Origin of the sequence: Paenibacillus sp. FSL K6-0276 (genome assembly GCF_037977235.1) — a bacterium.
In the GTDB taxonomy this organism is placed as follows: domain Bacteria; phylum Bacillota; class Bacilli; order Paenibacillales; family Paenibacillaceae; genus Paenibacillus_AQ.
In genome coordinates this window covers 4,209,473-4,231,830 of sequence record NZ_CP150276.1, presented here as the reverse complement: position 1 = coordinate 4,231,830, position 22,358 = coordinate 4,209,473, and the positions used below count along the sequence as shown (strand labels likewise).

Annotated in this window: 27 protein-coding genes; 26 read left to right on the top strand and 1 reads right to left on the bottom strand. The window is 44.5% G+C overall.

Annotated features, from left to right (window positions below; genetic code table 11):
* The first annotated feature begins 53 nt into the window (after positions 1-53).
* Genes MHH52_RS19970 through MHH52_RS19960 form a run of 3 tightly spaced genes read left to right on the top strand, consistent with a single transcriptional unit; the run spans position 54 to position 1,848 of the window.
* Entirely contained in the window at positions 54-647 is a 594-nt protein-coding gene (locus MHH52_RS19970; protein WP_340004168.1) for a CPBP family intramembrane glutamic endopeptidase, read from the top strand.
* Positions 644-1,012 (top strand): hypothetical protein, encoded by a 369-nt coding sequence (locus MHH52_RS19965; RefSeq protein WP_340004167.1) that lies wholly within the window; start codon positions 644-646, stop codon positions 1,010-1,012. Before MHH52_RS19970 ends, MHH52_RS19965 begins: the two co-directional genes overlap by 4 nt.
* Positions 1,006-1,848: a metallophosphoesterase gene (locus tag MHH52_RS19960; protein WP_340004166.1), complete on the top strand. Its 843-nt coding sequence runs from the start codon at positions 1,006-1,008 to the stop codon at positions 1,846-1,848. The genes MHH52_RS19965 and MHH52_RS19960 overlap by 7 nt, the downstream gene beginning before the upstream one ends.
* 95 nt (positions 1,849-1,943) lie before the next feature.
* Here the strand turns inward: MHH52_RS19960 and MHH52_RS19955 are convergent, their stop codons facing one another.
* On the bottom strand, positions 1,944-2,840 hold the full coding sequence (locus MHH52_RS19955; protein ID WP_340009746.1) for a polysaccharide deacetylase family protein: 897 nt from the start codon (positions 2,838-2,840) through the stop codon (positions 1,944-1,946).
* 94 nt (positions 2,841-2,934) lie between these two features.
* On the opposite strand from MHH52_RS19955, the gene MHH52_RS19950 reads away from it, so the two are divergent.
* The 23 genes from MHH52_RS19950 (at position 2,935) to MHH52_RS19840 (ending at position 22,355) form a co-directional block, all read left to right on the top strand.
* Positions 2,935-3,306, top strand: a complete 372-nt coding sequence (locus tag MHH52_RS19950; protein ID WP_340004165.1) for a hypothetical protein — start codon at positions 2,935-2,937, stop codon at positions 3,304-3,306.
* 264 nt (positions 3,307-3,570) lie between these two features.
* Positions 3,571-4,185, top strand: a complete 615-nt coding sequence (locus tag MHH52_RS19945; protein ID WP_313639187.1) for a genetic competence negative regulator — start codon at positions 3,571-3,573, stop codon at positions 4,183-4,185.
* Between the two features lie 149 nt (positions 4,186-4,334).
* A complete protein-coding gene (gene prsW / locus MHH52_RS19940) occupies positions 4,335-5,030 on the top strand; it encodes a glutamic-type intramembrane protease PrsW (RefSeq protein WP_313639188.1) in 696 nt (231 codons plus the stop codon).
* 344 nt (positions 5,031-5,374) lie between these two features.
* The gene (gene ypeB, locus MHH52_RS19935) at positions 5,375-6,733 is read left to right on the top strand and encodes a germination protein YpeB (protein ID WP_340004164.1); all 1,359 of its coding nucleotides are present in this window, start codon (positions 5,375-5,377) and stop codon (positions 6,731-6,733) included.
* A 139-nt stretch (positions 6,734-6,872) separates the two neighbouring features.
* Complete coding sequence (locus MHH52_RS19930; RefSeq protein ID WP_340004163.1) at positions 6,873-7,526, top strand: flagellar brake domain-containing protein; 654 nt, start codon at positions 6,873-6,875, stop codon at positions 7,524-7,526.
* A 207-nt stretch (positions 7,527-7,733) separates the two neighbouring features.
* Positions 7,734-8,444 (top strand): (d)CMP kinase, encoded by a 711-nt coding sequence (gene cmk, locus MHH52_RS19925; protein WP_340004162.1) that lies wholly within the window; start codon positions 7,734-7,736, stop codon positions 8,442-8,444.
* Entirely contained in the window at positions 8,441-9,028 is a 588-nt protein-coding gene (locus MHH52_RS19920; RefSeq protein ID WP_340004161.1) for a lysophospholipid acyltransferase family protein, read from the top strand. Before cmk ends, MHH52_RS19920 begins: the two co-directional genes overlap by 4 nt.
* A 175-nt stretch (positions 9,029-9,203) precedes the next feature.
* Positions 9,204-10,526 (top strand): 30S ribosomal protein S1, encoded by a 1,323-nt coding sequence (rpsA, locus tag MHH52_RS19915; RefSeq protein WP_313639193.1) that lies wholly within the window; start codon positions 9,204-9,206, stop codon positions 10,524-10,526.
* Positions 10,527-10,694: 168 nt separating this feature from the next.
* Positions 10,695-12,020: a ribosome biogenesis GTPase Der gene (gene der, locus MHH52_RS19910; RefSeq protein WP_283908310.1), complete on the top strand. Its 1,326-nt coding sequence runs from the start codon at positions 10,695-10,697 to the stop codon at positions 12,018-12,020.
* Between the two features lie 12 nt (positions 12,021-12,032).
* Entirely contained in the window at positions 12,033-12,650 is a 618-nt protein-coding gene (gene plsY, locus MHH52_RS19905; RefSeq protein ID WP_340004160.1) for a glycerol-3-phosphate 1-O-acyltransferase PlsY, read from the top strand.
* On the top strand, positions 12,643-13,683 hold the full coding sequence (locus tag MHH52_RS19900; RefSeq protein WP_340004159.1) for an NAD(P)H-dependent glycerol-3-phosphate dehydrogenase: 1,041 nt from the start codon (positions 12,643-12,645) through the stop codon (positions 13,681-13,683). The genes plsY and MHH52_RS19900 overlap by 8 nt, the downstream gene beginning before the upstream one ends.
* Positions 13,684-13,749: 66 nt before the next feature.
* Positions 13,750-14,025 carry a stage VI sporulation protein F gene (locus MHH52_RS19895; protein WP_038572437.1) on the top strand — a complete coding sequence of 92 codons (276 nt, stop codon included), beginning with the start codon at positions 13,750-13,752 and terminating at the stop codon, positions 14,023-14,025.
* Between the two features lie 200 nt (positions 14,026-14,225).
* Positions 14,226-14,405 (top strand): DUF2768 family protein, encoded by a 180-nt coding sequence (locus MHH52_RS19890; RefSeq protein ID WP_313639196.1) that lies wholly within the window; start codon positions 14,226-14,228, stop codon positions 14,403-14,405.
* Positions 14,406-14,439: 34 nt separating this feature from the next.
* Positions 14,440-14,808, top strand: coding sequence for a 2Fe-2S iron-sulfur cluster-binding protein (locus MHH52_RS19885; protein ID WP_313639197.1), 369 nt, complete (start codon positions 14,440-14,442; stop codon positions 14,806-14,808).
* Positions 14,809-14,838: 30 nt separating this feature from the next.
* Positions 14,839-15,585, top strand: a complete 747-nt coding sequence (locus MHH52_RS19880) for a hypothetical protein (RefSeq protein ID WP_340004158.1) — start codon at positions 14,839-14,841, stop codon at positions 15,583-15,585.
* Positions 15,586-16,016: 431 nt separating this feature from the next.
* Positions 16,017-17,495: a stage IV sporulation protein A gene (gene spoIVA, locus MHH52_RS19875; RefSeq protein ID WP_340004157.1), complete on the top strand. Its 1,479-nt coding sequence runs from the start codon at positions 16,017-16,019 to the stop codon at positions 17,493-17,495.
* A 377-nt stretch (positions 17,496-17,872) separates the two neighbouring features.
* Positions 17,873-18,145, top strand: a complete 273-nt coding sequence (locus MHH52_RS19870; protein WP_036676223.1) for an HU family DNA-binding protein — start codon at positions 17,873-17,875, stop codon at positions 18,143-18,145.
* Positions 18,146-18,262: 117 nt separating this feature from the next.
* Positions 18,263-18,511 carry a trp RNA-binding attenuation protein MtrB gene (gene mtrB, locus MHH52_RS19865; protein WP_313639199.1) on the top strand — a complete coding sequence of 83 codons (249 nt, stop codon included), beginning with the start codon at positions 18,263-18,265 and terminating at the stop codon, positions 18,509-18,511.
* Between the two features lie 94 nt (positions 18,512-18,605).
* Positions 18,606-19,148: a hypothetical protein gene (locus MHH52_RS19860; protein WP_313639200.1), complete on the top strand. Its 543-nt coding sequence runs from the start codon at positions 18,606-18,608 to the stop codon at positions 19,146-19,148.
* 69 nt (positions 19,149-19,217) lie between these two features.
* On the top strand, positions 19,218-20,132 hold the full coding sequence (locus tag MHH52_RS19855) for a heptaprenyl diphosphate synthase component 1 (RefSeq protein WP_340004156.1): 915 nt from the start codon (positions 19,218-19,220) through the stop codon (positions 20,130-20,132).
* A gap of 3 nt (positions 20,133-20,135) precedes the next feature.
* Positions 20,136-20,888, top strand: a complete 753-nt coding sequence (locus MHH52_RS19850; RefSeq protein ID WP_340004155.1) for a demethylmenaquinone methyltransferase — start codon at positions 20,136-20,138, stop codon at positions 20,886-20,888.
* The gene (locus tag MHH52_RS19845; RefSeq protein ID WP_313639203.1) at positions 20,881-21,756 is read left to right on the top strand and encodes a UbiA-like polyprenyltransferase; all 876 of its coding nucleotides are present in this window, start codon (positions 20,881-20,883) and stop codon (positions 21,754-21,756) included. The genes MHH52_RS19850 and MHH52_RS19845 overlap by 8 nt, the downstream gene beginning before the upstream one ends.
* Positions 21,753-22,355: a flavin prenyltransferase UbiX gene (locus tag MHH52_RS19840; protein WP_313639204.1), complete on the top strand. Its 603-nt coding sequence runs from the start codon at positions 21,753-21,755 to the stop codon at positions 22,353-22,355. The genes MHH52_RS19845 and MHH52_RS19840 overlap by 4 nt, the downstream gene beginning before the upstream one ends.
* Positions 22,356-22,358: the final 3 nt, after the last annotated feature.

Here is a 22,358-nt window from a genome sequence, read left to right as displayed (position 1 = left end):
GACGGTTTCTCTTTCGGAGCTGCCCGAAAAAATCAAAGAACAGGCAGGTCACGATGAAAAAATTCAAATTTGGCGAGATTAAGATAAAAAAAGTAGAGCCAGGCCAGTTAACAGACCGTCTTCTGCTCCTCAATCTCTACATTACTCAGGGGCTTACATTAATTATCGGTTTGATATGGATATTATTTCAGAAAAGAAATCCTTTTGAGCTATTAATTTTTCCAGAAAGCGTACATTTTGTGGCGTGGGGTCTTGGACTAGCCGCTGTAATGCTGGTTGTAGATTATTTACTGACTCATATTGTACCTGAAGAAAGTATGGATGACGGGGGGATAAACGACCTTTTATTCCGAAATCGGCCCGTGTGGCATATTGTCTTGATTGCAGCAATTGTATCGGTTTGTGAAGAACTTCTGTTTCGGGGAGCTATTCAATATTCTATTGGTCCTTATTGGACGAGTATTCTGTTTGCCCTTATTCATGTTCGTTATTTACGCCACTTCGTACCTACGGGATGGGTATTCTTAAGCAGCTATGGTCTTGGATATATATACATTCAATCAGGAAGCCTTTGGGCACCTATACTATGTCATTTCTTCATCGACCTATTCTCTGGTCTGGTGATCCGCTACAGGAGGGAATCATGAGTGAGGAATTGAGCCGGTTGAAGTCTCGTCAGAAAAAGCGTGATGGCGAAGGCAAACCTTCTGCCAAAAGTAAAAAAACGAATCCGCGATCGGAGGGGGCTTCAAGGAAGACCAGTCATTCACGGACAACGACGGCAACTTTATCAAGGAAAGCGCGCCGTCCGGCAACTTCTGCAAAGGGATCTAACAGTGGAAACAAAGAGCAAGAAGAATCTGTTCCGTCACGTTCGAATACGTATTCTTCAGAACGTGTTCGTCTTAGTAAAATGTTCGTTAACTCTCTGATCTTCATCTTTGTAATATTGCTGGTAGCGCTCCTCTGGTGGGGAATTGAAGGAGCGCCGCCTTTGAGAACATTATGGTGATCGTTTGGATATGGGGATTGGTCGTATCCGCTCTTTTGATCGCGGTGATTATTGCAGTGATTATGGTGAGTAACGCCTTTAGAAACAGAATTATTACCGAGGAAATAATTTTGAATTCGCTCCCTGATGCGTTTGATGGATTTCGTATCTTATTTATAACCGATATCCATCGACGTCGCCTTCCATCAGCGCTTTTGACTCCGTTAAAGGGGGAAATAGATGCTGTTTTTTTAGGCGGTGATCTAACGGAAAGAAATAGCCCTCTAAATCGACTGGTTGATAATATGACTCTGGTGACATCTATTGCTCCTACCTATGTAGTGCATGGAAATCATGATTATCGAGCCAATATTTCATTGGTTGATCAAATTATTCGCGGCAGTGGTGCAAAGCTATTATTAGATGAGAATGTAAGTTTTGAACGCGAGGGAGTTTCTCTTTGGTTAACTGGAGTGGATTTTCCGAAAAAAGGTGGTAATACTTCTTATCGTCCATTACCACGATTAACGACGCATACTTCTATAGATGACACTTGCCGTATCATTCTTGTTCATGATCCGCTTTGGCTGTCCAAACGCCAGAGTGTGCCGGCTGATCTGATATTGGCAGGCCATACGCATGGAGGACAGGTCATTCTTCCTTTTGTGGGTCAAAGGCATGTGGAAACCTTCTATCATAAATATGATGCGGGAATGTTTCAATGGCCCAGAAGGGATGGTGCTGGAAGGAATTCAAAGCTGTTGATCAGCAGAGGGTTTGGAACCTCTCACTTGCCGATCCGCTGGGGAAGTCCTGCTGAGATGCATGTGCTAACGCTTCGTAAAGAGCAACATTAGAAAACTGTCATTGTACAGTTAAATTGGTGGACAAAAAAACAGGTAATCGCCTTTACATTAAGGTGATTACCTGTTTTTATTGTCTTATTTAGGAATTAGCGCATCTTAAGCTCAATGCTGCGAGGATCTACGAAGCTATAACCCTTACCTTCAAGAGTAGTGAGCAGTTTATCCAATGCTTCGACTGTCCAAGGCAGCTCATGCATCAGAATATTACTGCCTGAATGCAACTGGTCCGTTACATTTTTAATTAATTTATCCGTTTTTCCGGTTTCTTTCTCTTTCATCTCCCAGTCCAGAGATCCGTTGGACCAGGTCATATATAACATACCATTCTCAGCGGCAATCTTTTTGCCGACATCACCGCCAGCACCATGTGGGGGACGGAAAAAGAGCGGGGCTTCCCCGATGATCTCCTTAACGGCATTTTGAACGTCTTCGATTTGTTTTTTTACCTCAGTATAAGACTTGTCCTTGAGAATAATATGATCCCAACTATGGTTGCCAATAATTCCACCACGGTTATGAATTAACTCTAGAAGCTCAGGATGCTGTTTAACACGATAACCGTTCACGAAGAAGATGGCTTTGGCTTGATGCTTGTCCAGAATATCCATTAATGGGTTAATCATCGCAGCATCTTTGGGACCATCGTCAAACGTAAGTAAGACGACTTTTTTATTTGTAGTTTCTTCATTGGGGACGATATCATAATTTTTGTTCATATGGTACAGAAGTGGAACTTCAGCGGATGCTTCATCCCCAGTGGCAGAATTACTACCTTCAGCTTCTCCTTCTGCTGTCGCTTGAGGTGTAGGGGTGGCCATAATTTCAGTTGTTGGCGCCTCAGTTTCTACGCTCTGTGTAGCTGCCGCTGTGGGCTGATTATTTGTTGTGTTTGATTCCTTAGCTGTGTTACCGTTTCCTCCGCTGTTGCTACAGGAAGTCAGCAATAAGGTAGCCAGTAGCAGCACTGATGTCATTTTACCCACTTTTTTCAACTCGCTTTCTTGTTATTAGGTTGTATGAGCCGGAATCTTTCCGCGAACACTAAACATGATTTTACCATACAAGGAGGCTGGGAATATGAATACTTCGTCATTTTTATGTGGGGTGCTGATGGGCGCCGCAGCCAGTATGATTATGTCCAAAAAGCGGAAGTCTTTAATGTCTTCGCTGGGGCAATCGGGTGGTTCCATGAGCGGAGCCGCAGATAAAGCAAAAGAAAAAATAATAGGTATGGCTACGACAGGGTTTGGAAACACTGCTGCCTCCAGCAGCAATGCTCAAAGTAATGGTTCGAACACCGGAACCTCTGAGCATAAGACGGAATCACCGGCAAAATCGAAAGAATCCAATCTCAAATTACTGAAGGATTTCATCCGCAACAATCCTGAAGTGAAGAGTGAAGTGGAGCAGATTCTTAAAGAAACGCACACAGCCATACCGGGATTGTAACCGTAAAGGATTCCTTCAGAATCATTTTGGGGATGAAATATTCCACAGAATGATTCTTTTTTATTATTCAAGGTCTTGAAAATTGTTTATTAAATAGAATAAGCTCTTCAGTAGTGGCACCGCTTTAAGAGGGTTTTATATATTTATTTACGTGCATTTATCTCTGTAAAATGATAACATACATACATAGTAACCATTTTTGGCTCATTACTCGGGACTCATCATACATTATAATAAATGAGCTTGCAAAAGGAGGATCCTGTCATGAGAATAGAGCGATTAAGTCAAGATAAGATACGGATTTTCCTCACTTTTGACGACCTGAGCGAGCGGGGCATCCAGAAGGAAGACATGTGGCAGGAAGTTCCCAAGGTTCATGACCTGTTTACGGAGATGATGGATCAAGCATATAGTGAACTAGGTTTTGATGCTACCGGTCCGCTTGCCGTAGAAGTTTTCGCATTGCCCGCGCAAGGCATGGTCGTTATAGTGACCCGAGGAAAATATGATCACCATCAGTACGGTGCGTCTGGGGAAGAAGAATTGCCAGAAGAGATTTACGAAATGGAAGTTACTCTTGAACAAAGCGACTCCATTGTATATGCATTCCGCGATTTTGAGGTTCTTGTTGAAGCGGCTCATGTGCTCATCGGTAATATTACTTCCCAGGGGAAACTGTATTCTTATAACAATAAATGGTATCTGTACTTCGATCCTAAGGAATTTGAAGAAACGGCATTGTCAGGTCTTGTTGGCGTATTAGCTGAGTTTGGAGAATCCTCACCGGTTACAGAAGCTGTTCTCGATGAATATGGGAAGACAGTAATGCCGGAGAATGCTGTCCAGTTATTGTGCACTCATTTTAAGCGTCAGGATTAATTAGCATGATGGGGCTGATAAGCATCGTTTAGGCTGATTAGCCCTGGTCTTGTTGTTGGTAGTATGGCGGTCATTCTTGTATTAAAGCTGTTATCAGCCTTGCTGTGAATCAGCAGAAATAGGCGCTAGAGGTATAGGGAGGTTATTCGGTGCTCGTGTTATCGGTTATTTCGTCGGCAGTAGCGCCGGGACTTGCTCTGCTGACCTTTTTTTATCTAAAAGACAAGTATGATCAAGAACCGCTTCATATCGTCATTAAGGTGTTCCTACTCGGCCTCTTGATTGTATTTCCTGTTATGATCATTCAAAGAGGGCTGATGCTAGGACTGAATGGCGGTCCTTATGTGGAGTCGTTTCTCATATCCGCTGGCGTGGAAGAATGTCTGAAATGGTTTGTGCTTTACCATATGATTTACAATCACACCGAATTTGACGAGCCATATGATGGGATACTATACGCTGTAGCGATTTCGCTCGGCTTCGCAACAATAGAAAATGTAATGTACGCTTGGTATAGCAATGCTTCAATCGGTTCCATGTTTCTGAGAGCACTACTTCCGGTTTCTGGACACGCTATGTTTGGTGTGATCATGGGCTATCACTTGGGGAGAGCCAAGTTCTCAAAAGGTGCTAAAACAAAAGGAATTCTGTTGATATCTATTTTGTTGCCATGGATGTGGCATGGAATTTATGACTTTGTTCTGACTACGACTTCTAACTATTGGATTTGGTTTATTGTACCTTTGATGGCTATTCTATGGTATGGAGGTATGGGGAAGGTGGATAGGGCTAATAGCCGATCCCCTTTCCGCTTTCTGAAACGAGAAGAAGAGGTTAACCTATAATCGAGATGGACACACTTGTATTCAAAGGATAGTTCCTTAGCGGGGAATTCCAGAGAGGAGAGAGGTGTCTTTTTTTGCGTATAAAAGTCCGTATACTTTGCAAACGGTGCGGTGAGACCTACATATTAAGAGGGATAAAAGAGCAGGGTGTGATTCAAACCGGCTTTAAGCAATGCCTTTGCAGTAATAGCAGTGGGTTTGAGATCGAAGAGAGGGCGTAAGCGCCTTGCTATGGCCTCTCTTCAAAAAGTTTTAGTCACATTGTGTTACAGACAGGTGCATAAGACTCCTAGTTTATTGTCAAACTAACGCCAATAAGCTATCGAAAGGAGTCTTGCAGCCCTATGTACAAAAGATTAAGTGCTGTAATGTTCCCGCTGACTGCGCTGCTGTTAATTGGAGCGCTCGTGTGGGGTTATCAGGAGAACCAGGAGAAGAATGCGATTCTAATTAAGGCGGAGAACCAATATCAGCGTGCCTTTCATGATTTGTCTTACCACGTAGAGCGTCTTCATGGAGAGCTAGGGAACACACTAGCTGTTAACTCTGCTTCTAACGGGATGCACCGCAAAGGACTTGTTAATGTGTGGCGGATGACAAGTGAGGCACAAAATGAGATTAACCAGCTGCCACTAACATTACTGCCATTTAGCAAAACTGAAGAGTTTCTGTCCAAAATCTCAAACTTTTCTTATAAAGCTGGGATTCGCGATTTCGCTAAGAAACCTTTGACAGAGGGTGAATTGAATAATTTAAAAGCATTGTACAAGAACTCTGGAGAAATCTCTAAAGAGTTGCAAGATGTTCAGAATAAAGCGATTGCCAGTCGGCTGCGCTGGATGGATGTTGAAACCGCACTGGCTACAGAGAATAAGGCAGAGGACAATTCGATTATTGACGGCTTCAAGTCTGTGGACAAACGTGTCGAGGGTTACCCTGAACTGGATTGGGGACCTTCTGTAGCAAGCATCTACGATAAACGCTCTGTTAAAATGCTCGGGGGTACCCCTGTTTCAGTCGAAGATATCAAACGTAAGGCCATTAAATTCGCTAATGCAGGCTCTAATGCTAAGGTGGATGTCAAAGAAAACGGAAAAAATACGAAATGGCCTTCCTATACGGCTACGGTCAGTGGTTCGAATAACAAGCAGACTATCAGTATGGATTTCACCAAAAATGGTGGGTTGCTGATCTCTTATTATGATAACCGTGAGGTTGGTCCTGCTAAGGTATCTATAGAAGAAGCAGTTACTAAGGCGGAGCAGTTTCTTAAGAAAAAGGGATATCCTCATATGACTGCGGTCAGTGCTGACCGTTACGATAATATTGGGAATTTAACCTTTGTAACCAACCAGAATGATGTGTTGATTTATCCTGAGAAAATGACGATTCGTATGGGACTTGATACTGGATCAACGATTGGATTTGAGGCCAGCGAATATGTTAATGAACATAAGGACAATCGTAAGATTCCTAAGCCGAAGCTTACCCTTGCGGAAGCAAAAAAGTTTTTGAATTCGGATTTTAAAGAGCGATACCATCGCATGGCTTGGATTAAAAATGAGGACTCAGTAGAAGTCTTGACTTACGAGTTTGGCGGAGAGGTAAATGGTACACAGTATCGTATTTATCTTAATGCGGATGATGGAATCGAAGAGTCTGTGGAAGAAATCAGGGCTTCTTCGGGATCGGAAAAAAAATGAAGGAACAGGGCGCATCCATTTATTTGGGTGCGCTCTCCTTTATTTTTAAAATTCAAATAATATTTATCTCATTGGGTGATATTCCCATGCTATAATCATTGTTAGTATTTATTACTAAACTGATTTGGCGGTGACATCTTTGTATCCTAAAATTAATGAATATCTATACATACAGGTTGCTTCCAGTGACGCTGCTGAAGCAGAAGTTGAATATAGATCGAGAATTGCAGAGACAGAAGACGACGCGTTCCTGATTGAAATTCCTATGCAGGAGAGTAATGGTCATCTGAAAAGACTTTTTATGGGGGACGAGCTTTCGGTTTATTTTATAACTGAGGGCGGCATTAAAAATTACTTTAATACTCATGTTCTCGGTTTTAAAGAAGATGTAATCCGTATGGTTCGGATACAAAAGCCAGCGACGGATTCAATTTTTAAAATTCAGAGACGAAGCTTTTTTCGAGTGAATGCAGATCTTGAGTTAGCTGTAAAGGATAGTTGTGGTAAAAGGTTTCTTGTGCGTACAGATGATATCGGTGGCGGAGGAACCTCTTTCTTGGTGGATAACCAGGTCAAGCTCGAAGTAGGAGGTAAATTGTCCTGTTGGGTTCTAGTGCCTTATCGAAACGGTAGTATTGAGCATGTGGAATTTGTAGGTGAAGTGGTTCGGATTAAAACGCTTGAGAATGGGCGCCAATTGGCCATGCTGAAATTTGTGGCTATTTCGGATACTGAGCGCCAGAAAATAATACGTTACTGCTTCGAACGTCAGTTTGATTTCCGCAACCGATAGGCATTTTTCTTAGCTCTAATAAGCGGTCTGATTTTACACTGACGTATAAACTGTGGTATAATTTTATAAGTCGCAGGCAATGCCTGCTTTTTTCTTGATAATATCATCAAGCATATCAATTTGTATGTGCTCCTTGATATTGAAAGAACGAACTTGACATCGCTAGATGCTTTTCTTATGAAAGAGTGTTTGAGGAGGAATGCCCCGTTGGATAGGCAGGGTACACATACTAACGACAGAATTAACGTCGCCATCGACGGACCTGCCGGGGCAGGCAAGAGCACTGTAGCCCGATTGGTAGCCCAGAATTTGTCTTATATTTATGTCGATACAGGTGCAATGTACCGGGCAATCACCTGGTATATGATCCGAGAAGGCATAGAACCGGAAGATCAGAATCAAGTGAACCAGAAGGTTCGCGACATGGTTATTGAGCTTATTCCAGAAAAAGACATCCAGAAGGTGCTGATTAATGGGGAAGACGTAACGCCGAATATTCGGAGTCTTCAGGTCAGCGGCCTTGTGTCGCAGTATTCGAAGATCGAAGGTGTAAGATCCAGACTTAGTCATTTGCAGCGTCAGATGGCGCTTCGCAAAGGCGTTGTTATGGATGGCCGCGATATCGGTACGACCGTGCTGCCCGATGCCGAAGTAAAGATTTTTATGACGGCAAGTGTGGAAGAAAGAGCTCTCCGTCGTTATAAGGAATTGAGAGACGCGGAATCGGTGACTCTTCAGCAGCTTGAACATGATATTGCACAGCGAGATCGTCTGGATGAAGGACGGGAGATTTCACCGCTGCGCCGTGCGGAAGATGCAATTCTTCTGGACACGACCTTTATGGATATCGATCAAGCTGTGGAGGCCATTGTATCCCATTGTAGATCTCATATTGACGGGGAGAGAAATCATTTATGATTTATGTATTTTGCCGAGGATTGCTTCGCTTGATTTACGCAATTGTTTTCCCGCTTAAGATTGTGGGGGAAGAGAATGTGCCAAAGGAGGGCGGGGTGCTGCTATGCGCGAACCATATTAGTCTGTTAGATCCTATGACTATTGGGATTAAGCTAGACCGTCAGGTAAAGTATATGGCTAAGGCGGAACTTTTTGAGGTTCCTGTGCTTGGTTGGCTCATTAACAAATTGGGTGCTTTTCCGGTCAAACGTGGTGGCGTAAGCAAAGAATCCATTAAAACGGCCCTTAACACACTTCGTAGTGGTAATGTCATGGGTATCTTCCCAGAGGGTACGCGTAACTCTGATGCCGGAGTTGCCAAGAAAGGCGCTGCAAGCTTCGCACTTCGAAGTGGTGCGGCAGTTGTTCCGGCCGCTATTGTCGGTCAGTACAAACTCTTTCGACGGATGGTTGTTGTCTATGGGGCACCTATAGATCTCAGTCAATTTGCCGGTGCAGGAAGTGAATCTCTCGAGGCTGTTACCGATGTCATTATGGAACGCATCAATGAGATGAAGAAGTCGGGTAAACCAAGCGCTAGTTAATGGATATGCGAAATAACAAATTTCGTTCAGTGCTAAGATTAAATAACGGCATAGTCGCTATTTTTTGGAACATACTATCTTCAAGTGTAAATTGTAATACCAAGCAGTGCTTGTTTTGAACTCTGCTATACGCAGGTTTAAATAAATGGGGTTTTGAATCGAGGAGGCTAATCACATGTCTGAAGAAATTAAAAATCAGGAAGCTACGGAGAATAATGAAACCGTAGAAGCGGTGGAATCCGCTGTGACAGAAAATAACGGAGCTGTAGAAGAAGTTGCTGCCGTTAACGAAGAAGAAGTGACTAACCAAGCTGACTTGGAAATCATTTCTTTGAAAAAAGGCGATACCGTGAAAGGAACAATCGTCAAAATCGAAGATAACCAAGCTTATGTAAGCATTGGATATAAATACGACGGTGTGATTCCGATTCGCGAATTGTCCGCAGTACAACTGGACAACGCCGCTGCTGCGGTAGAAGTTGGACAAGAAGTAGAATGTAAAGTTGTTAGCATTAACGACAACAAGGAAAGCCTTGTTCTTTCCAAACGTGCTGTTGATAGCGAAAAATCATGGGAAGATCTTGAGAAGTACTTTGCTTCCCAAGAAGCTTTCGAAGTTACTGTGGCTGACGTTGTTAAAGGCGGTCTAGTAGCTGATGTTGGAGCTCGTGGATTTATCCCAGCTTCCATGGTTGAGCGTCACTTCGTTGAAGATTTCAACGATTACAAAGGCCGTACCCTGCGCGTTAAAGTGAAAGAACTTGACCGTGAGAACAGCAAAGTAATCTTGTCTGCTAAAGAAGTTCTTGAAGAAGAATTCGAAGCTAACAAGCTCAAAATCATGGCTGAGCTGTCTGAAGGCCAAATCATCGAAGGTACAGTACAACGTCTGACTCAATTCGGCGCATTTGTTGATGTTGGCGGAGTTGACGGTCTTGTACACGTATCCGAAATCGCTTGGAATCACGTAGAGAAACCTTCTGATGTAGTATCCGAAGGTGATAAAGTACGTGTTAAAGTACTTAAGGTTGATCCTGAAAAAGGAAAAATCAGCCTGAGCATCAAAGCTGCTGCTCCAGGTCCTTGGGACTCTGCTGCCGGCGAAATCAACATCGGTGATGTTGTAACAGGCGTTGTAAAACGTCTTGTGAACTTCGGAGCATTCGTTGAATTGCTTCCAGGTGTGGAAGGTCTTGTGCACATTTCGCAAATCTCCCACAAACACATTGCTACTCCACACGAAGTATTGAAAGAAGGACAAGAAGTTCAAGTGAAAGTACTGGACTTCAATCCATCCGAGAAACGTGTTAGCCTGAGCATCAAAGAAACAGAAGAAGCTCCAGCACCTACTGCTAGACCTGAACGCAGCAACAGCAGAGACAGAGCTCCTAAAGAAGTATTGAACAACCCTAACGTTTCCCTTAGCAACGAAGGCCTTAGCTTCACGCTTGCTGAACGTTTTGGTGACAAGTTGGACAAATTCAAAGGTAATAACTAATCCTGCTTTTGAATATACGGGTAAAGTAATCGGCGAGCCCTCGATACGGGGGTTCGCCGATTCTCTTTTTCCGGCAACAGAAAGATTTATCGGAGTTAACTTGAGTGTTAGCCAATTTTAATGTTTTTTGCTATGATGAGTATCGTAAGGATGACAGGAGGAATGAATATGGCAAGACCCGTTGTGGCAATCGTTGGGAGGCCTAACGTCGGGAAATCGACGATTTTTAATCGGCTGATTGGCGATAGATTGGCCATTGTAGAAGATAAGCCGGGGATTACACGTGACCGGATTTATGGTATTTCAGATTGGAACGGTAAGTCGTTCAGTGTGATTGATACCGGAGGTATTGAAATTGATGGTGATGACACGATTCTGAAATCAATCCGCGTTCAGGCGGAACTAGCGATTGAAGAAGCGGATGTTATTGTATTTATGTGTGAAGCGAAGAGTGGAGTGACGAATTCAGATGAAGAGGTAGCTCAGATTCTGTTCCGTTCAGGTAAACCGATCGTTCTTGCCATCAATAAAGTGGATAACATGAAGCGTGCGGATGATATTTATGAGTTCTATAGCCTGGGCTTTGGAGATCCGATCGGAATTTCCGGTAGTCATGGTACTGGGCTCGGCGATTTGCTGGACGCTGTAGTAGAACGTCTGCCAGAGAAAATAGATGACGAATACGATGACGATGTTATTCGTGTAGCTTTGATTGGCCGTCCGAATGTAGGTAAATCCTCTCTGGTTAACGCGATTCTGGGTGAAGAACGCGTTATCGTTAGTGATATTGCAGGTACTACTCGAGATGCTATTGATACGCCTTTTGAACGCGATGGACAACGTTATGTGCTTATCGATACTGCAGGTATGCGCAAAAAAGGTAAGGTTTATGAGAACATTGAGAAATACAGTGTTATGCGTGCTATGCGTGCTATTGAACGGGCTGATGTGGTTCTCGTTGTAATTAACGGCGAAGAGGGCATCATCGATCAGGACAAGCATATTGCTGGTTATGCACATGAAGCAGGTAAGGCATCTATTTTTGTTGTGAACAAATGGGATGCCATTGAGAAGGACGACAAGACTATGCAGAACTTCGAGACTAAGATTCGTGACCATTTCTTATTTATGAGTTACGCACCGGTTGTCTTTTTGTCGGCTTTAACCAAACAGCGCCTGCAAAAACTGCTGCCTGTGGTACAGCATGTATCACAACAGCACGCACTACGCATTACTACGCATCTGGTGAACGATGTTGTATCTGATGCTATTGCGATTAACCCTCCTCCTACTGACAAAGGCCGTCGCTTACGTATTAACTACGTAACGCAGGTTGCGGTGAAGCCTCCGACGATCGTGGTGTTCGTGAATGATCCATCGCTGATGCACTTCTCCTATGAACGTTACCTGGAGAATAAAATCCGCGCGGCGTTTAATTTCGAGGGAACGCCAATCCGTCTCTTTACACGGCGCAAATCCGAAAACGAAGGTTAGGGGAGAAGAAGTGTGGCGCTTGAACTTCTGGTTATCGTTGTAAGCTATTTGCTTGGTTCTGTCAGCTTTAGTGTGCTGTTCGCCAAGCTACTAAAGGGAATTGATATCCGTCAATACGGAAGCGGCAATGCGGGGGCTACCAATACACTGCGTGTACTGGGGAAAGGTCCTGCGATATTAGTGCTAGTGCTGGATGTACTGAAGGGTGTTACCGCAGTTTGGTTAGGAACTTGGGTAGGTGGCTGGGGAACCTGGGTTCCTGCTCTTTGCGGAATCGCTGCCATTGTCGGACATAATTGGCCACTCTACTTTCGTTTCCGTGGGGGAAAAGGCATCGCTACTACGATCGGCGTTATGGCCACACTGTGTTTATGGCCAGCGCTGCTCGCCGGTATCATCGCCATAGGATCTATCTTTATCACTCGTTACGTGTCACTTGGCTCGTTAATTTTTGTTGCGCTGACACCAGTGTTTCTATTGTTGACAGGATTTACACAGCCTGTGCTTTGGACCAGTATTATCATCGCGGTCTTTGCCTTCTGGCGGCACCGGACGAATATAGTGAAGATTCTAGAGGGCCGTGAGAACAAGATCGGCTCTAAAGTTAAAGGAGGGAATCGTGTTGTCTGATAAAGTTACCGTACTAGTAGCGGGGAGCTGGGGAACTGCGCTGGCAAGTGTGCTAGCTGCTAACCACTCGGAAGTTTATCTGTGGACACGTAACTCTGATCAAGCTGCCGAGATCAATGGCTTTCATATGAATAATAAGTATTTGCCCGGGATATCCCTCCCCGTAAACATAATTGCAACCACCGATATGGAGACCGCAGTTTCCGGTTCTAAAGCGGTTGTTATTGTGGCCCCGTCTTCAGGTATGCGGCAGGTTGCTCGCAGTCTGAAGCCGTTCTGGAAGGATGATATGCTTTGCGTTCATGCTACGAAGGGCTTTGAGACTGAAAGCAAGAAGCGGATGTCAATTGTAATTGCTGAGGAACTCGGCTGTGACGAAGGGCAGATTGTCGTTCTCTCCGGACCGAGTCATGCAGAGGAAGTAGTGCGCTTGTGTCCTACTACAGTTGTTGTGGCTTCACCTGATGATAAGCGTACCGCTGAAGCACAGGAATTGTTCATTAACAACGATTTTCGTGTATATACGAACCGCGATCAGGTAGGGGTAGAGCTTGCTGGTGCACTAAAGAATATTATTGCACTCGGTGCAGGTCTATCCGATGGTCTTGGATTTGGGGATAACGCTAAGGCTGCGCTTCTGACACGTGGACTGGCCGAGATTTCTCGGGTGGGTGTCGAGCTCGGAGCGAATCCTTTGACCTTTGCAGGGCTTGCAGGAATTGGTGATCTTGTAGTGACTGCTACAAGCCAGCACAGCCGTAACTGGCGCGCAGGCTTCATGCTCGGGCAAGGGAAACCACTGGATGAGGTGCTGGAGTCGATGGGAATGGTTGTCGAAGGCATACGTACAACGGAAGCAGCTTATGCTATTTCCCTCAAGCTTGGTGTCCAGATGCCCATTACGGATCAAATTTATCATGTGCTCTTTCAAGGTCGAAGCCCACGCAGTGCAGTTGAAGCCTTGATGGGTCGCGATCGTAAACCTGAGCTTGAGTCAATCTCTCAGGAAACTTGGGAGCAGTGGCATTCCTGATCCTGTTCACCTTTTTCCGCAAATTCTCATATGTTGTATTGGGGATTGACGGAGGAGGGATGAAAAGTGAGCAGAGATTTTTCCAAGGATGCATTGAACGCCATTAACAAAAAGGCGGGCAAGAACATTACGGAAAGTGCCGTCAAAAAGCTAGCCAGTACGGTCAAGCCAGGAACTACGCAGAATGAAGCCCAGCTCCGCCAGTTAATTAAGCAGGTGTCATCAATGGCGAAAGTGCCAGTCAGTGAAGCTACTGTGCAGGAGATTATCAATGCCGTCAAAAAAGGCGGCGCAGGTTCCAGCACAATGGAGTCTTTAATGAAAATGATGCTTAAAAAATAGCTTTAAGTTGGGTGAGCAAAAGAATCGGAATCCATATAGATTCCGTTATCTTTTGCTCTTTTTTTTATTTTATTGGAAAACTCTTACTAAGCCGAATTATCTAAATAATAATATATAAAAAATGATGTTTTTTTACAGAATAGGATAAGGCCATGATATAATAGTCCCTAATATATTACAGGCGAATGGGGGCTTTGACCTTGGATCCGATGACAAAAATGTGGTTATCCCTGATTGCGATGCTAGTTATGGGACTGTCTGTTTTTCTAATAACTTTTGCCCGGAGCAAAACAAAGGGACTGCTTAAAGCACTGCTATCTATCCTAGCGTTTGTCATCATGTTAGTTGGCCTATTGGGCGGAGTTGTTTCGATTATGTAAGCAGTTACACAGCATTAAGGAAGGAAGTAACATCATGAAATCGCAAAATGGAGTCACCGTTATGTTTCAACCTGAAGGTCGTAAAGCTGTGGTGAATCGCGGTATCTCGTTACTGGAGGCAGCTCGTAAAGCCGGAGTGACGATAACCACTCGCTGTGGAGGCAAAGCAGGCTGTCTGATGTGCAAGGTTAAAATTGCGAATGAAGAAGCCACAGCGGTGAGACCTCCAGGGGATATAGAACGGCGTAAGCTTGGAACTGCGTTAGAAGAAGGAATGCGTCTGGCCTGTCAGGCTGCCGTATGGAGCGATGTGACCGTTCAGGTACCTGAAGATCCACTTAAGGCTGCTGTACGCCGTAAGCTTGAAGCTGCGCGGCGTGGGGAAGAAGATGAGCTGTGGTAGAGTAAGATTGTCACCGTGGGAGGGACTCGGTTGGAGTTTTTTAGAAGAAAGAAGAAACTGAAGGCAGGAGCAAGACTTTGTCTGGTAGTGGTGTCGATCGCTCTTACTCTTTCGGGTTGTCTGTATCCTGGAGAAGAGAAGCGGGCTAGTGTTAATTATCGAGAAAGTGTTAAGAGGATACAAGCAGCCGTTGATGATTATCAACAGGAGGAAGGTGTGCTGCCGATTCTTAATGCGGATGAAACTACTCCAAGATATGAGAAGTTCCGTATAGACCTGGGCAAGCTGAACAATAAGGGATATTTGGATGATATTCCTGCTACGGCTTTTGAACAGGGGGGAAGTGCTTATTTTCTTATTTTGAATGAGGAAAGTGATCCAGTTGTTAAGGTAATGGACCTTGTTACAGTTCAAAAGGTGAATGATGTGCAGCGTCAGATCAACCGTTATAAATCAGCTCATGACGGCTCTCTGCCGGTGCTTGATGAGTTATACCCTGGACTGTACACCATTGATCATAAGAAGGCGGGAACTAGCTCTATAACATTAACTAGCGTCTATTCCGGTCAGATTCTTGATTTCATCATGGATAAGGCTGGAACTGTCTACGTAGATTATGTCTTTGATATTATAGCTGCCATCGATAAGAATGGTGGAGAACATGACGAGAAAAAGGATTTGCGACTGGATCTGGAGGAAGCTTCCTATTACGTGCCCGTGAAGTCTTTGCCGTATCTATGGATTAACAATCAGCCGGTTCCGCAGCCTCCTAGTTAAGAGTACATAAAGAAGTGGTCATACAAAAGAAGGACTGCCCCAAACATCGGTTTCAAACCGATTCGGGCAGTTCTTTTTTGTTTATATCATGTTCTATCAATGAATCCTACTTCATATGATGGATGAGAAAGCTTCCGGGCGTCAGACGCCTTGCGGCGCGCACACTTAATTTTTAGAAATTACATTGCAAAATGCGCGAATACGGGTCATAAATTCGTTCCGGATACATATGATGATACTAGTCCAAATGCATGTCCGAGCATTCGGAGTTTAGCGCGGGGCAAGTACGTCCCGGTCGAAAGCAGCTAGGCTTCGGGCGGGCATACGATAAGTCCGGTTGATGTCCTGCAAGGGTCAGATTACCGGCGGAACGCGAAGTCGATGCTCTTCAGGCATTTTTTCTTCGGAGTAATATGAGGAGGGGATCTCTTTTGGAAAAAGTGGATATTTTCAAGGACATTGCCGAGCGTACCGGCGGAGACATTTATCTTGGCGTCGTCGGCGCGGTTCGCACGGGGAAATCGACATTTATTAAACGCTTCATGGAAACAATTGTCCTGCCTAACATCACGAATGAGGCAGATCGGGTAAGAGCTGTGGATGAGCTTCCGCAAAGCGCAGCAGGCAAAACAATTATGACCACTGAACCTAAGTTCGTGCCTAACAACGCAGTCCAAATCAAGGTTGCGGAAGGGCTTGAGGTTAATGTTCGACTGGTAGACTGTGTGGGTTACGCTGTAGAAGGTGCTAAAGGCTACGAGGATGAGAATGGACCACGAATGATCTCTACACCTTGGTTTGAGGAGCCAATCCCTTTTCAGGAAGCGGCAGAGATCGGAACACGTAAGGTCATCCAGGAGCATTCAACGCTTGGTGTTGTGGTAACAACAGATGGTACGATTGCAGAAATTCCGCGGAACTCGTACGTGGACTCTGAAGAGCGTGTCATTGCGGAGCTGAAGGAAGTGGGTAAGCCATTTGTGTTGGTCATTAACTCCACTCGGCCACGCAGTGAGGAAGCGCAGCAGCTCCGCAACGAGCTAGCCGTCAAATACGATATCCCTGTTATGACGCTTAGCGCGGCAAGCATGACTGAAGAAGATGTTACTGGTGTACTACGTGAGGTATTGTACGAATTCCCTGTACATGAAGTGAATGTGAACTTGCCAAGCTGGGTCATGGTGCTTGGAGAGAATCACTGGTTGCGTAGTAGTTATGAGAACTCCGTTCGCGATACGGTAAAAGACATTCGCCGCTTACGGGATGTTGACCGACTCGTATCCCAGTTCACAGAGTATGATTTTATCGATAAAGCTGGCCTAAGTGGTATGAACATGGGTCAGGGAGTAGCAGAGATCGATCTGTATGCCCCAGAAGAGCTGTATGATCAGGTTCTGATGGAGGTAGTGGGGGTTGAGATCCGCGGCAAGGATCATTTGCTCCAGCTGATGCAGGAATTCTCACATGCGAAAAGGGAGTACGACCGTTTCTCGGAAGCTTTAGAAATGGTCAAGACAACCGGTTATGGTATTGCGGCACCTTCGTTAGCCGAAATGGCTCTAGATGAACCAGAACTGATTCGTCAAGGCTCTCGCTTCGGGGTTCGCTTAAAGGCTACCGCACCATCTATTCATATGATTCGTGTTGATGTTGAATCTGAATTCTCGCCAATCATTGGTACGGAGAAGCAAAGTGAAGAATTGGTTCGTTATCTGATGCAGGACTTCGAGAATGACCCTATCAAGATTTGGGAATCCGATATTTTTGGGCGCTCCTTGCATTCCATTGTGAGGGAAGGTATTCAAGGCAAGATAGCGATGATGCCGGATAATGCCCGCTACAAATTGCAAGAAACGCTTGGTCGCATCATCAATGAAGGCTCAGGCGGACTTATTGCAATAATTCTCTAAGCTAAATTTAAGTGGATTCGAAGAGTGGGAGAGATCCCACTCTTTTTATGTGCAAAAATAATGAAACTTGATTCTTATTTCCTATAATAACGGTGAATCTGACTCAATTTTTCTTCTGAAATGAAAGAGTTATACTGGACTAATAGGTCTAACAAATTAGAGGGGAATTAGATGATTATGCAAGTATAGATGATAATTTCTGCTCCTTTTTTGTCTAACAGCTTGAATTTATGGATGGGCTGTATTACTATAAGTTTGTTGCGCTTTAAGGTCTATGGGCGCCAGTGTTCAGCAATAAACGGGATTATCACGTATATTTTACGTTTAAACGGAAACAGTGTATGATACCGGAAATTTACCCAGGGAGGTGAGAAAACATGAATAAATCTGATTTGATCAATGTAGTTACAGAAGCAACTGAACTTCCCAAGAAGGATGCTACTAAAGCTGTAGATGCGGTTTTCGAAGCAATTACAGAAGCGCTGCAAAGCGGTGACAAAGTACAACTGGTTGGATTCGGAAACTTTGAAGTGCGCGAACGTTCCGCACGTAAAGGCCGTAACCCACAAACTGGTGAAGAAATCGAAATTCCTGCAAGCAAGGTACCGGCATTCAAACCCGGTAAGGCGCTGAAAGACGGAATCAAATAAAGATTTCTACATATCAATCCCATAGTCTTTTTAAGTAACAACTATGCCGCCCTCCAAGGCGGCATTTGTTTTTTGGAATAGCATGGGCTGTACATTAGGTTTAGAGGAGGATCAGCGATGACGGATAAAAATACGAGCGAGAATCCGCTTCCGACAGGTAGCGACTATATTGTGGTTAAGGCCAAAGAGAATGGAGTTCAAGTCATTGGTCTAACCAGAGGTACGGATACACGCTTTCATCATACAGAGAAGCTAGATAAGGGTGAGGTGTTGATTGCACAATTTACCGATCATACCTCAGCTATGAAGATCCGCGGTAAGGCTGAAATATTTACGAAACACGGACAATTGGAAAGTGAAAGCTGAAAAGCAGGCATAGCCTGCTTTTTTTCAAAATATAGTAAGGGTGAATGATCGCATCCACAAAAAAAGTGGGTACTATGGATAAGGGGGTGTGTCCATGAACAAAGCCTGGTTGATCGGAGCCGTATTACTCTTGACCGCAACCTCTGCTGTTATTTTGCCGAAACTTGCAGACTTAGACTCATCTGTACAGCAGAGAAATGGGGCCGTGGAGACTTTAACGGGCAGCCATAACACAGTGCTTGACAATGACAATCTTGTTGATGTTCTGGGCGTCCTTCCGTTGACCTTATCCATAGATAGCGTAGGCTGGGAAGATCATGTTCTGTCACTGGATCTTAAAGTGAGTGGGAACGATCATGAACCTGAGGAACTCTATCAAAATATGGCTCAGGCCATTTCCTTTGCTATTCAAGAAACTTCGAATGTGGATCAGCTTCTATTGCGCATTGTGGTAGAAGATAAATGGCTTGGTAGCCGACGACTGCTGTTAGCTGGGGATATCAGACGTTCTGAGTGGTCTTATTCGCTGCAAAATGAACTTCAGTCTGCGGGTAATCTTCCTATATCGGATCGTCTCAAAACGGGCTTCCGCATTAGTGAAACCGAGCTCTGGAAGAAACAGTTCATTTATCCTTGAAAGGATTAAAAGAAACTCAGACGTACCACAGTGCGTGACAAAAAAACATGTGATATAATAGACAAGATTGTGAACAAACGAATTATTATAATGTCAATGGCTTCGGAGGCTGAAATGAAACCGTACTGCATACCGCAACTGGCTAAACCCTACACCGACTACGACATGATTCAGAAGCATACGGATTTGCCGCCGTTTTCTGATGGCCGGGGTCATTTGTTATATATTTTTCTAAACCACGCTTCTTCTGCAAAAGGAAGTGCTGGAGAGTTGTACACGCTTGTGACAGCGCTTGTTCAACTGGGTCTGGACACTCATGAGGTAATCGATCGTTCGAATGATAGACAGGGTGGAGACCCCATGCGTTCCCGTCAATTGAAGGTACTTGCTGGCGATTACTTCAGTAGCTGGTTTTATCATTTGCTTGCAAAGAGTGATCAAATTGAGATGGTTGGAATCTTGAGTAAGGCAATTGCAGATTTCAATGTCTTGAAAGCGAATCTCTACGTGAAGATGAGGGGAATACGCCTCTCGGCTGAACAATACTTGCGGCACATGGTACAGCTGAATATGCGGCTGTTCCTTTCTTTTACTCCTATGATTGAGAACTCCTTAGTGGAGCTGTGGGAGAAGCTGCTGGCTGAATTCAGTCAGTGTGAGACCGTAGCTCTAGAGCTTCTCCGTAGTGATGATCCCGCGAATGCAGGAAATGGCTATTGCTATTGGAAGATGATGGAGACTGCGACAGAGGAAGAACGCAAGCAGCTTCAAGACCAGAACCTTGATCAGAAGGACTGGAAGATGCTGAAAATGAAATATAAATGCGATTCTCAACTGACGGACAAGCTTCATCAATCGCTTCAGTCTATTGAGGGACTATTGCAAAGCGTTAAAGACGAGAGTTTGCTTAGAGAGCTAGAGATCGCGCTGGATCGTTTTCTCCTGCAGATGAAGATCTCAGGACAAGCAGCCGTGGAGGGTTAATGGATGACTATGGAAAAGACGACAACTGCTGTGGGTGACAACAGCAAACCGAAAGAGCAGTTTGTACATTCCGTGTTTGAGAGTATTGCTGGAAAATATGATTTGATGAATGACATTCTTAGCTTTCGCCGCCACAAGGCTTGGCGTAAATTCACGATGAAGAAGATGGGTATGAAGCGGGGGGACTCAGCCGTAGACTTATGCTGTGGGACCTGTGATTGGAGCATCGCCTTGGCGGAAGCAACACAGACTGGTAATGTGATCGGACTGGATTTCAGTGCAGGTATGCTCGAAGTAGGACGCCGCAAGGTTGAAGAGCGCAAGCTTCAGAACCGTATTTCGCTCGTACAAGGCAATGCTATGGAGCTGCCTTTTGAAGACAATGCGTTCGATTATGCAACGATTGGATTCGGACTACGCAACGTGCCAGATCTTGTTCAAGTGCTTAACGAAATGAAACGGGTAGTAAAACCTGGTGGAATGGTTGTATGTTTGGAGCTTTCCAAGCCGATGAAACAGCCGTTCAAAGGCGTATATTTCTTTTATTTCCAGCGTGTACTTCCTCTGCTTGGCAAGCTATTCGCAAAAAGGTATGAGCAATATAAATGGCTGCCAGAATCACTGGCATTGTTCCCTGACCGGGAGCAGCTAGCCACTATTTTCCGTGAAACCGGACTTCAAAAAGTGGAATCCTTCCCCTTGACCGGAGGCATCGCGGCATTACATATTGGGCTCAAGGAGAACGGGAATGTTTAAGAAAATCGGTATCTTTTTGCAAATGATTAAGTTTGAACATACGGTATTTGCTTTACCCTTTGCCTTTATGGGTGCTTTACTCGGATCAGTTGTCATGAATGATAGTCTTCCATCCTGGAGCCAAATTGGCTGGATTGTAATCGCCATGTTTGGAGCACGCAGTGCAGCTATGGGGCTGAATCGATTGATAGACCGGATTAGTGATGCTAAGAATCCACGCACAGCCGGAAGAGCGATTCCTGCAGGATTACTCAAGATCGGTGAAGTTGTCATTTTTATCGGTATTTCGTTTTTCTTACTCTTTTGGGCAGCCTTTAAACTGAATCCTTTATCAGCTAAACTTTTACCTATCGCTGTATTCCTTCTTGTTATTTATTCATTTACTAAGCGCTTTACATGGGCATGCCATCTTATCCTCGGCCTCACCATTGCGCTTGCACCTCTGGGCGGCTGGGTGGCTGTGACCGGAAGTGTAAATTGGACTTCAATGGTATTTTACTTCACAATTGTGTTTTGGACTGCTGGTTTTGATGTTATATACTCTTGTCAGGATGTTGAGTTTGATCTAAAAGAGGGCTTGAAATCCATTCCGGTGCGGTTTGGGGTTCAAGGAGCGCTCGTTATTGCCCGCGTATTTCACATTCTCACGGCGATTGGATTCGTGTCGCTGCTGTTTTTGACGGATTTAAGCTGGTGGTATGTAGCAGGTATGATCCTCGCTTATATTATTCTTTTTTATGAGCATTATATTGTATCTCCGAGTGACCTCAGTCGTTTGCAAACAGCTTTTTTCACTATGAACGGCGTGCTGAGCATCGTAGTGTTCTCTTTCACTTTGATTGACTTGGTGGTGCATTTCAACAAATGACGCTTACTAAACCGAAAAACTTCGTGGTTGGCATTACAGGAGCAAGTGGTGCTATTTATGGTATCCGACTGATCGAAACTTTACTATCTATGGGTTACTCCGTGCATTTGGTAGTAAGCAATGCAGGCTGGCGCGTTTTTAAAGAAGAATTGGGCTATATCGCATCAGACCGGGAAGGCTTTTTGAACGAAAAGTTCAAGGGCTATCCCGGTTCTCTGCTTTATCATCCTGTTGCTGATATCGGCGCATCTATCGCAAGTGGTTCCTTTCGAGTGGAAGGGATGATTATTATGCCTTGTTCCATGGGAACATTGTCTGCGGTTGCTAATGGAACCTCCGATAATCTGATGACTCGTGCTGCTGATGTTATGCTTAAGGAAGGACGTCCACTGGTGCTTGTGCCTCGTGAGACACCTCTGCATGCTATTCATCTTGAGAATATGTTGAAGCTGTCCCGTTTGGGGGTTCGGATCATTCCCGCAATGCCGGCTTTTTACTTTGGGCCGCAAAGTATGGATGATCTGATTAATTTCATGGTGGGCAAAGTGCTCGACAGCTTTAATATTGAACATCAATTATTTCGCAGATGGGGGGATTGAAAG

Coding starts and splice junctions, on each gene's coding strand:
- mtrB (WP_313639199.1), top strand. CDS start 18,263: ATGACGGATAAAAATACGAGCGAGAATCCGCTTCCGACAGGTAGCGAC.
- MHH52_RS19920 (WP_340004161.1), top strand. CDS start 8,441: ATGATTTATGTATTTTGCCGAGGATTGCTTCGCTTGATTTACGCAATT.
- der (WP_283908310.1), top strand. CDS start 10,695: ATGGCAAGACCCGTTGTGGCAATCGTTGGGAGGCCTAACGTCGGGAAA.
- MHH52_RS19870 (WP_036676223.1), top strand. CDS start 17,873: ATGAATAAATCTGATTTGATCAATGTAGTTACAGAAGCAACTGAACTT.
- MHH52_RS19945 (WP_313639187.1), top strand. CDS start 3,571: ATGAGAATAGAGCGATTAAGTCAAGATAAGATACGGATTTTCCTCACT.
- rpsA (WP_313639193.1), top strand. CDS start 9,204: ATGTCTGAAGAAATTAAAAATCAGGAAGCTACGGAGAATAATGAAACC.
- MHH52_RS19850 (WP_340004155.1), top strand. CDS start 20,136: ATGACTATGGAAAAGACGACAACTGCTGTGGGTGACAACAGCAAACCG.
- MHH52_RS19970 (WP_340004168.1), top strand. CDS start 54: ATGAAAAAATTCAAATTTGGCGAGATTAAGATAAAAAAAGTAGAGCCA.
- MHH52_RS19860 (WP_313639200.1), top strand. CDS start 18,606: ATGAACAAAGCCTGGTTGATCGGAGCCGTATTACTCTTGACCGCAACC.
- MHH52_RS19885 (WP_313639197.1), top strand. CDS start 14,440: ATGAAATCGCAAAATGGAGTCACCGTTATGTTTCAACCTGAAGGTCGT.
- ypeB (WP_340004164.1), top strand. CDS start 5,375: ATGTACAAAAGATTAAGTGCTGTAATGTTCCCGCTGACTGCGCTGCTG.
- MHH52_RS19845 (WP_313639203.1), top strand. CDS start 20,881: ATGTTTAAGAAAATCGGTATCTTTTTGCAAATGATTAAGTTTGAACAT.
- MHH52_RS19950 (WP_340004165.1), top strand. CDS start 2,935: ATGAATACTTCGTCATTTTTATGTGGGGTGCTGATGGGCGCCGCAGCC.
- MHH52_RS19965 (WP_340004167.1), top strand. CDS start 644: ATGAGTGAGGAATTGAGCCGGTTGAAGTCTCGTCAGAAAAAGCGTGAT.
- MHH52_RS19960 (WP_340004166.1), top strand. CDS start 1,006: ATGGTGATCGTTTGGATATGGGGATTGGTCGTATCCGCTCTTTTGATC.
- MHH52_RS19840 (WP_313639204.1), top strand. CDS start 21,753: ATGACGCTTACTAAACCGAAAAACTTCGTGGTTGGCATTACAGGAGCA.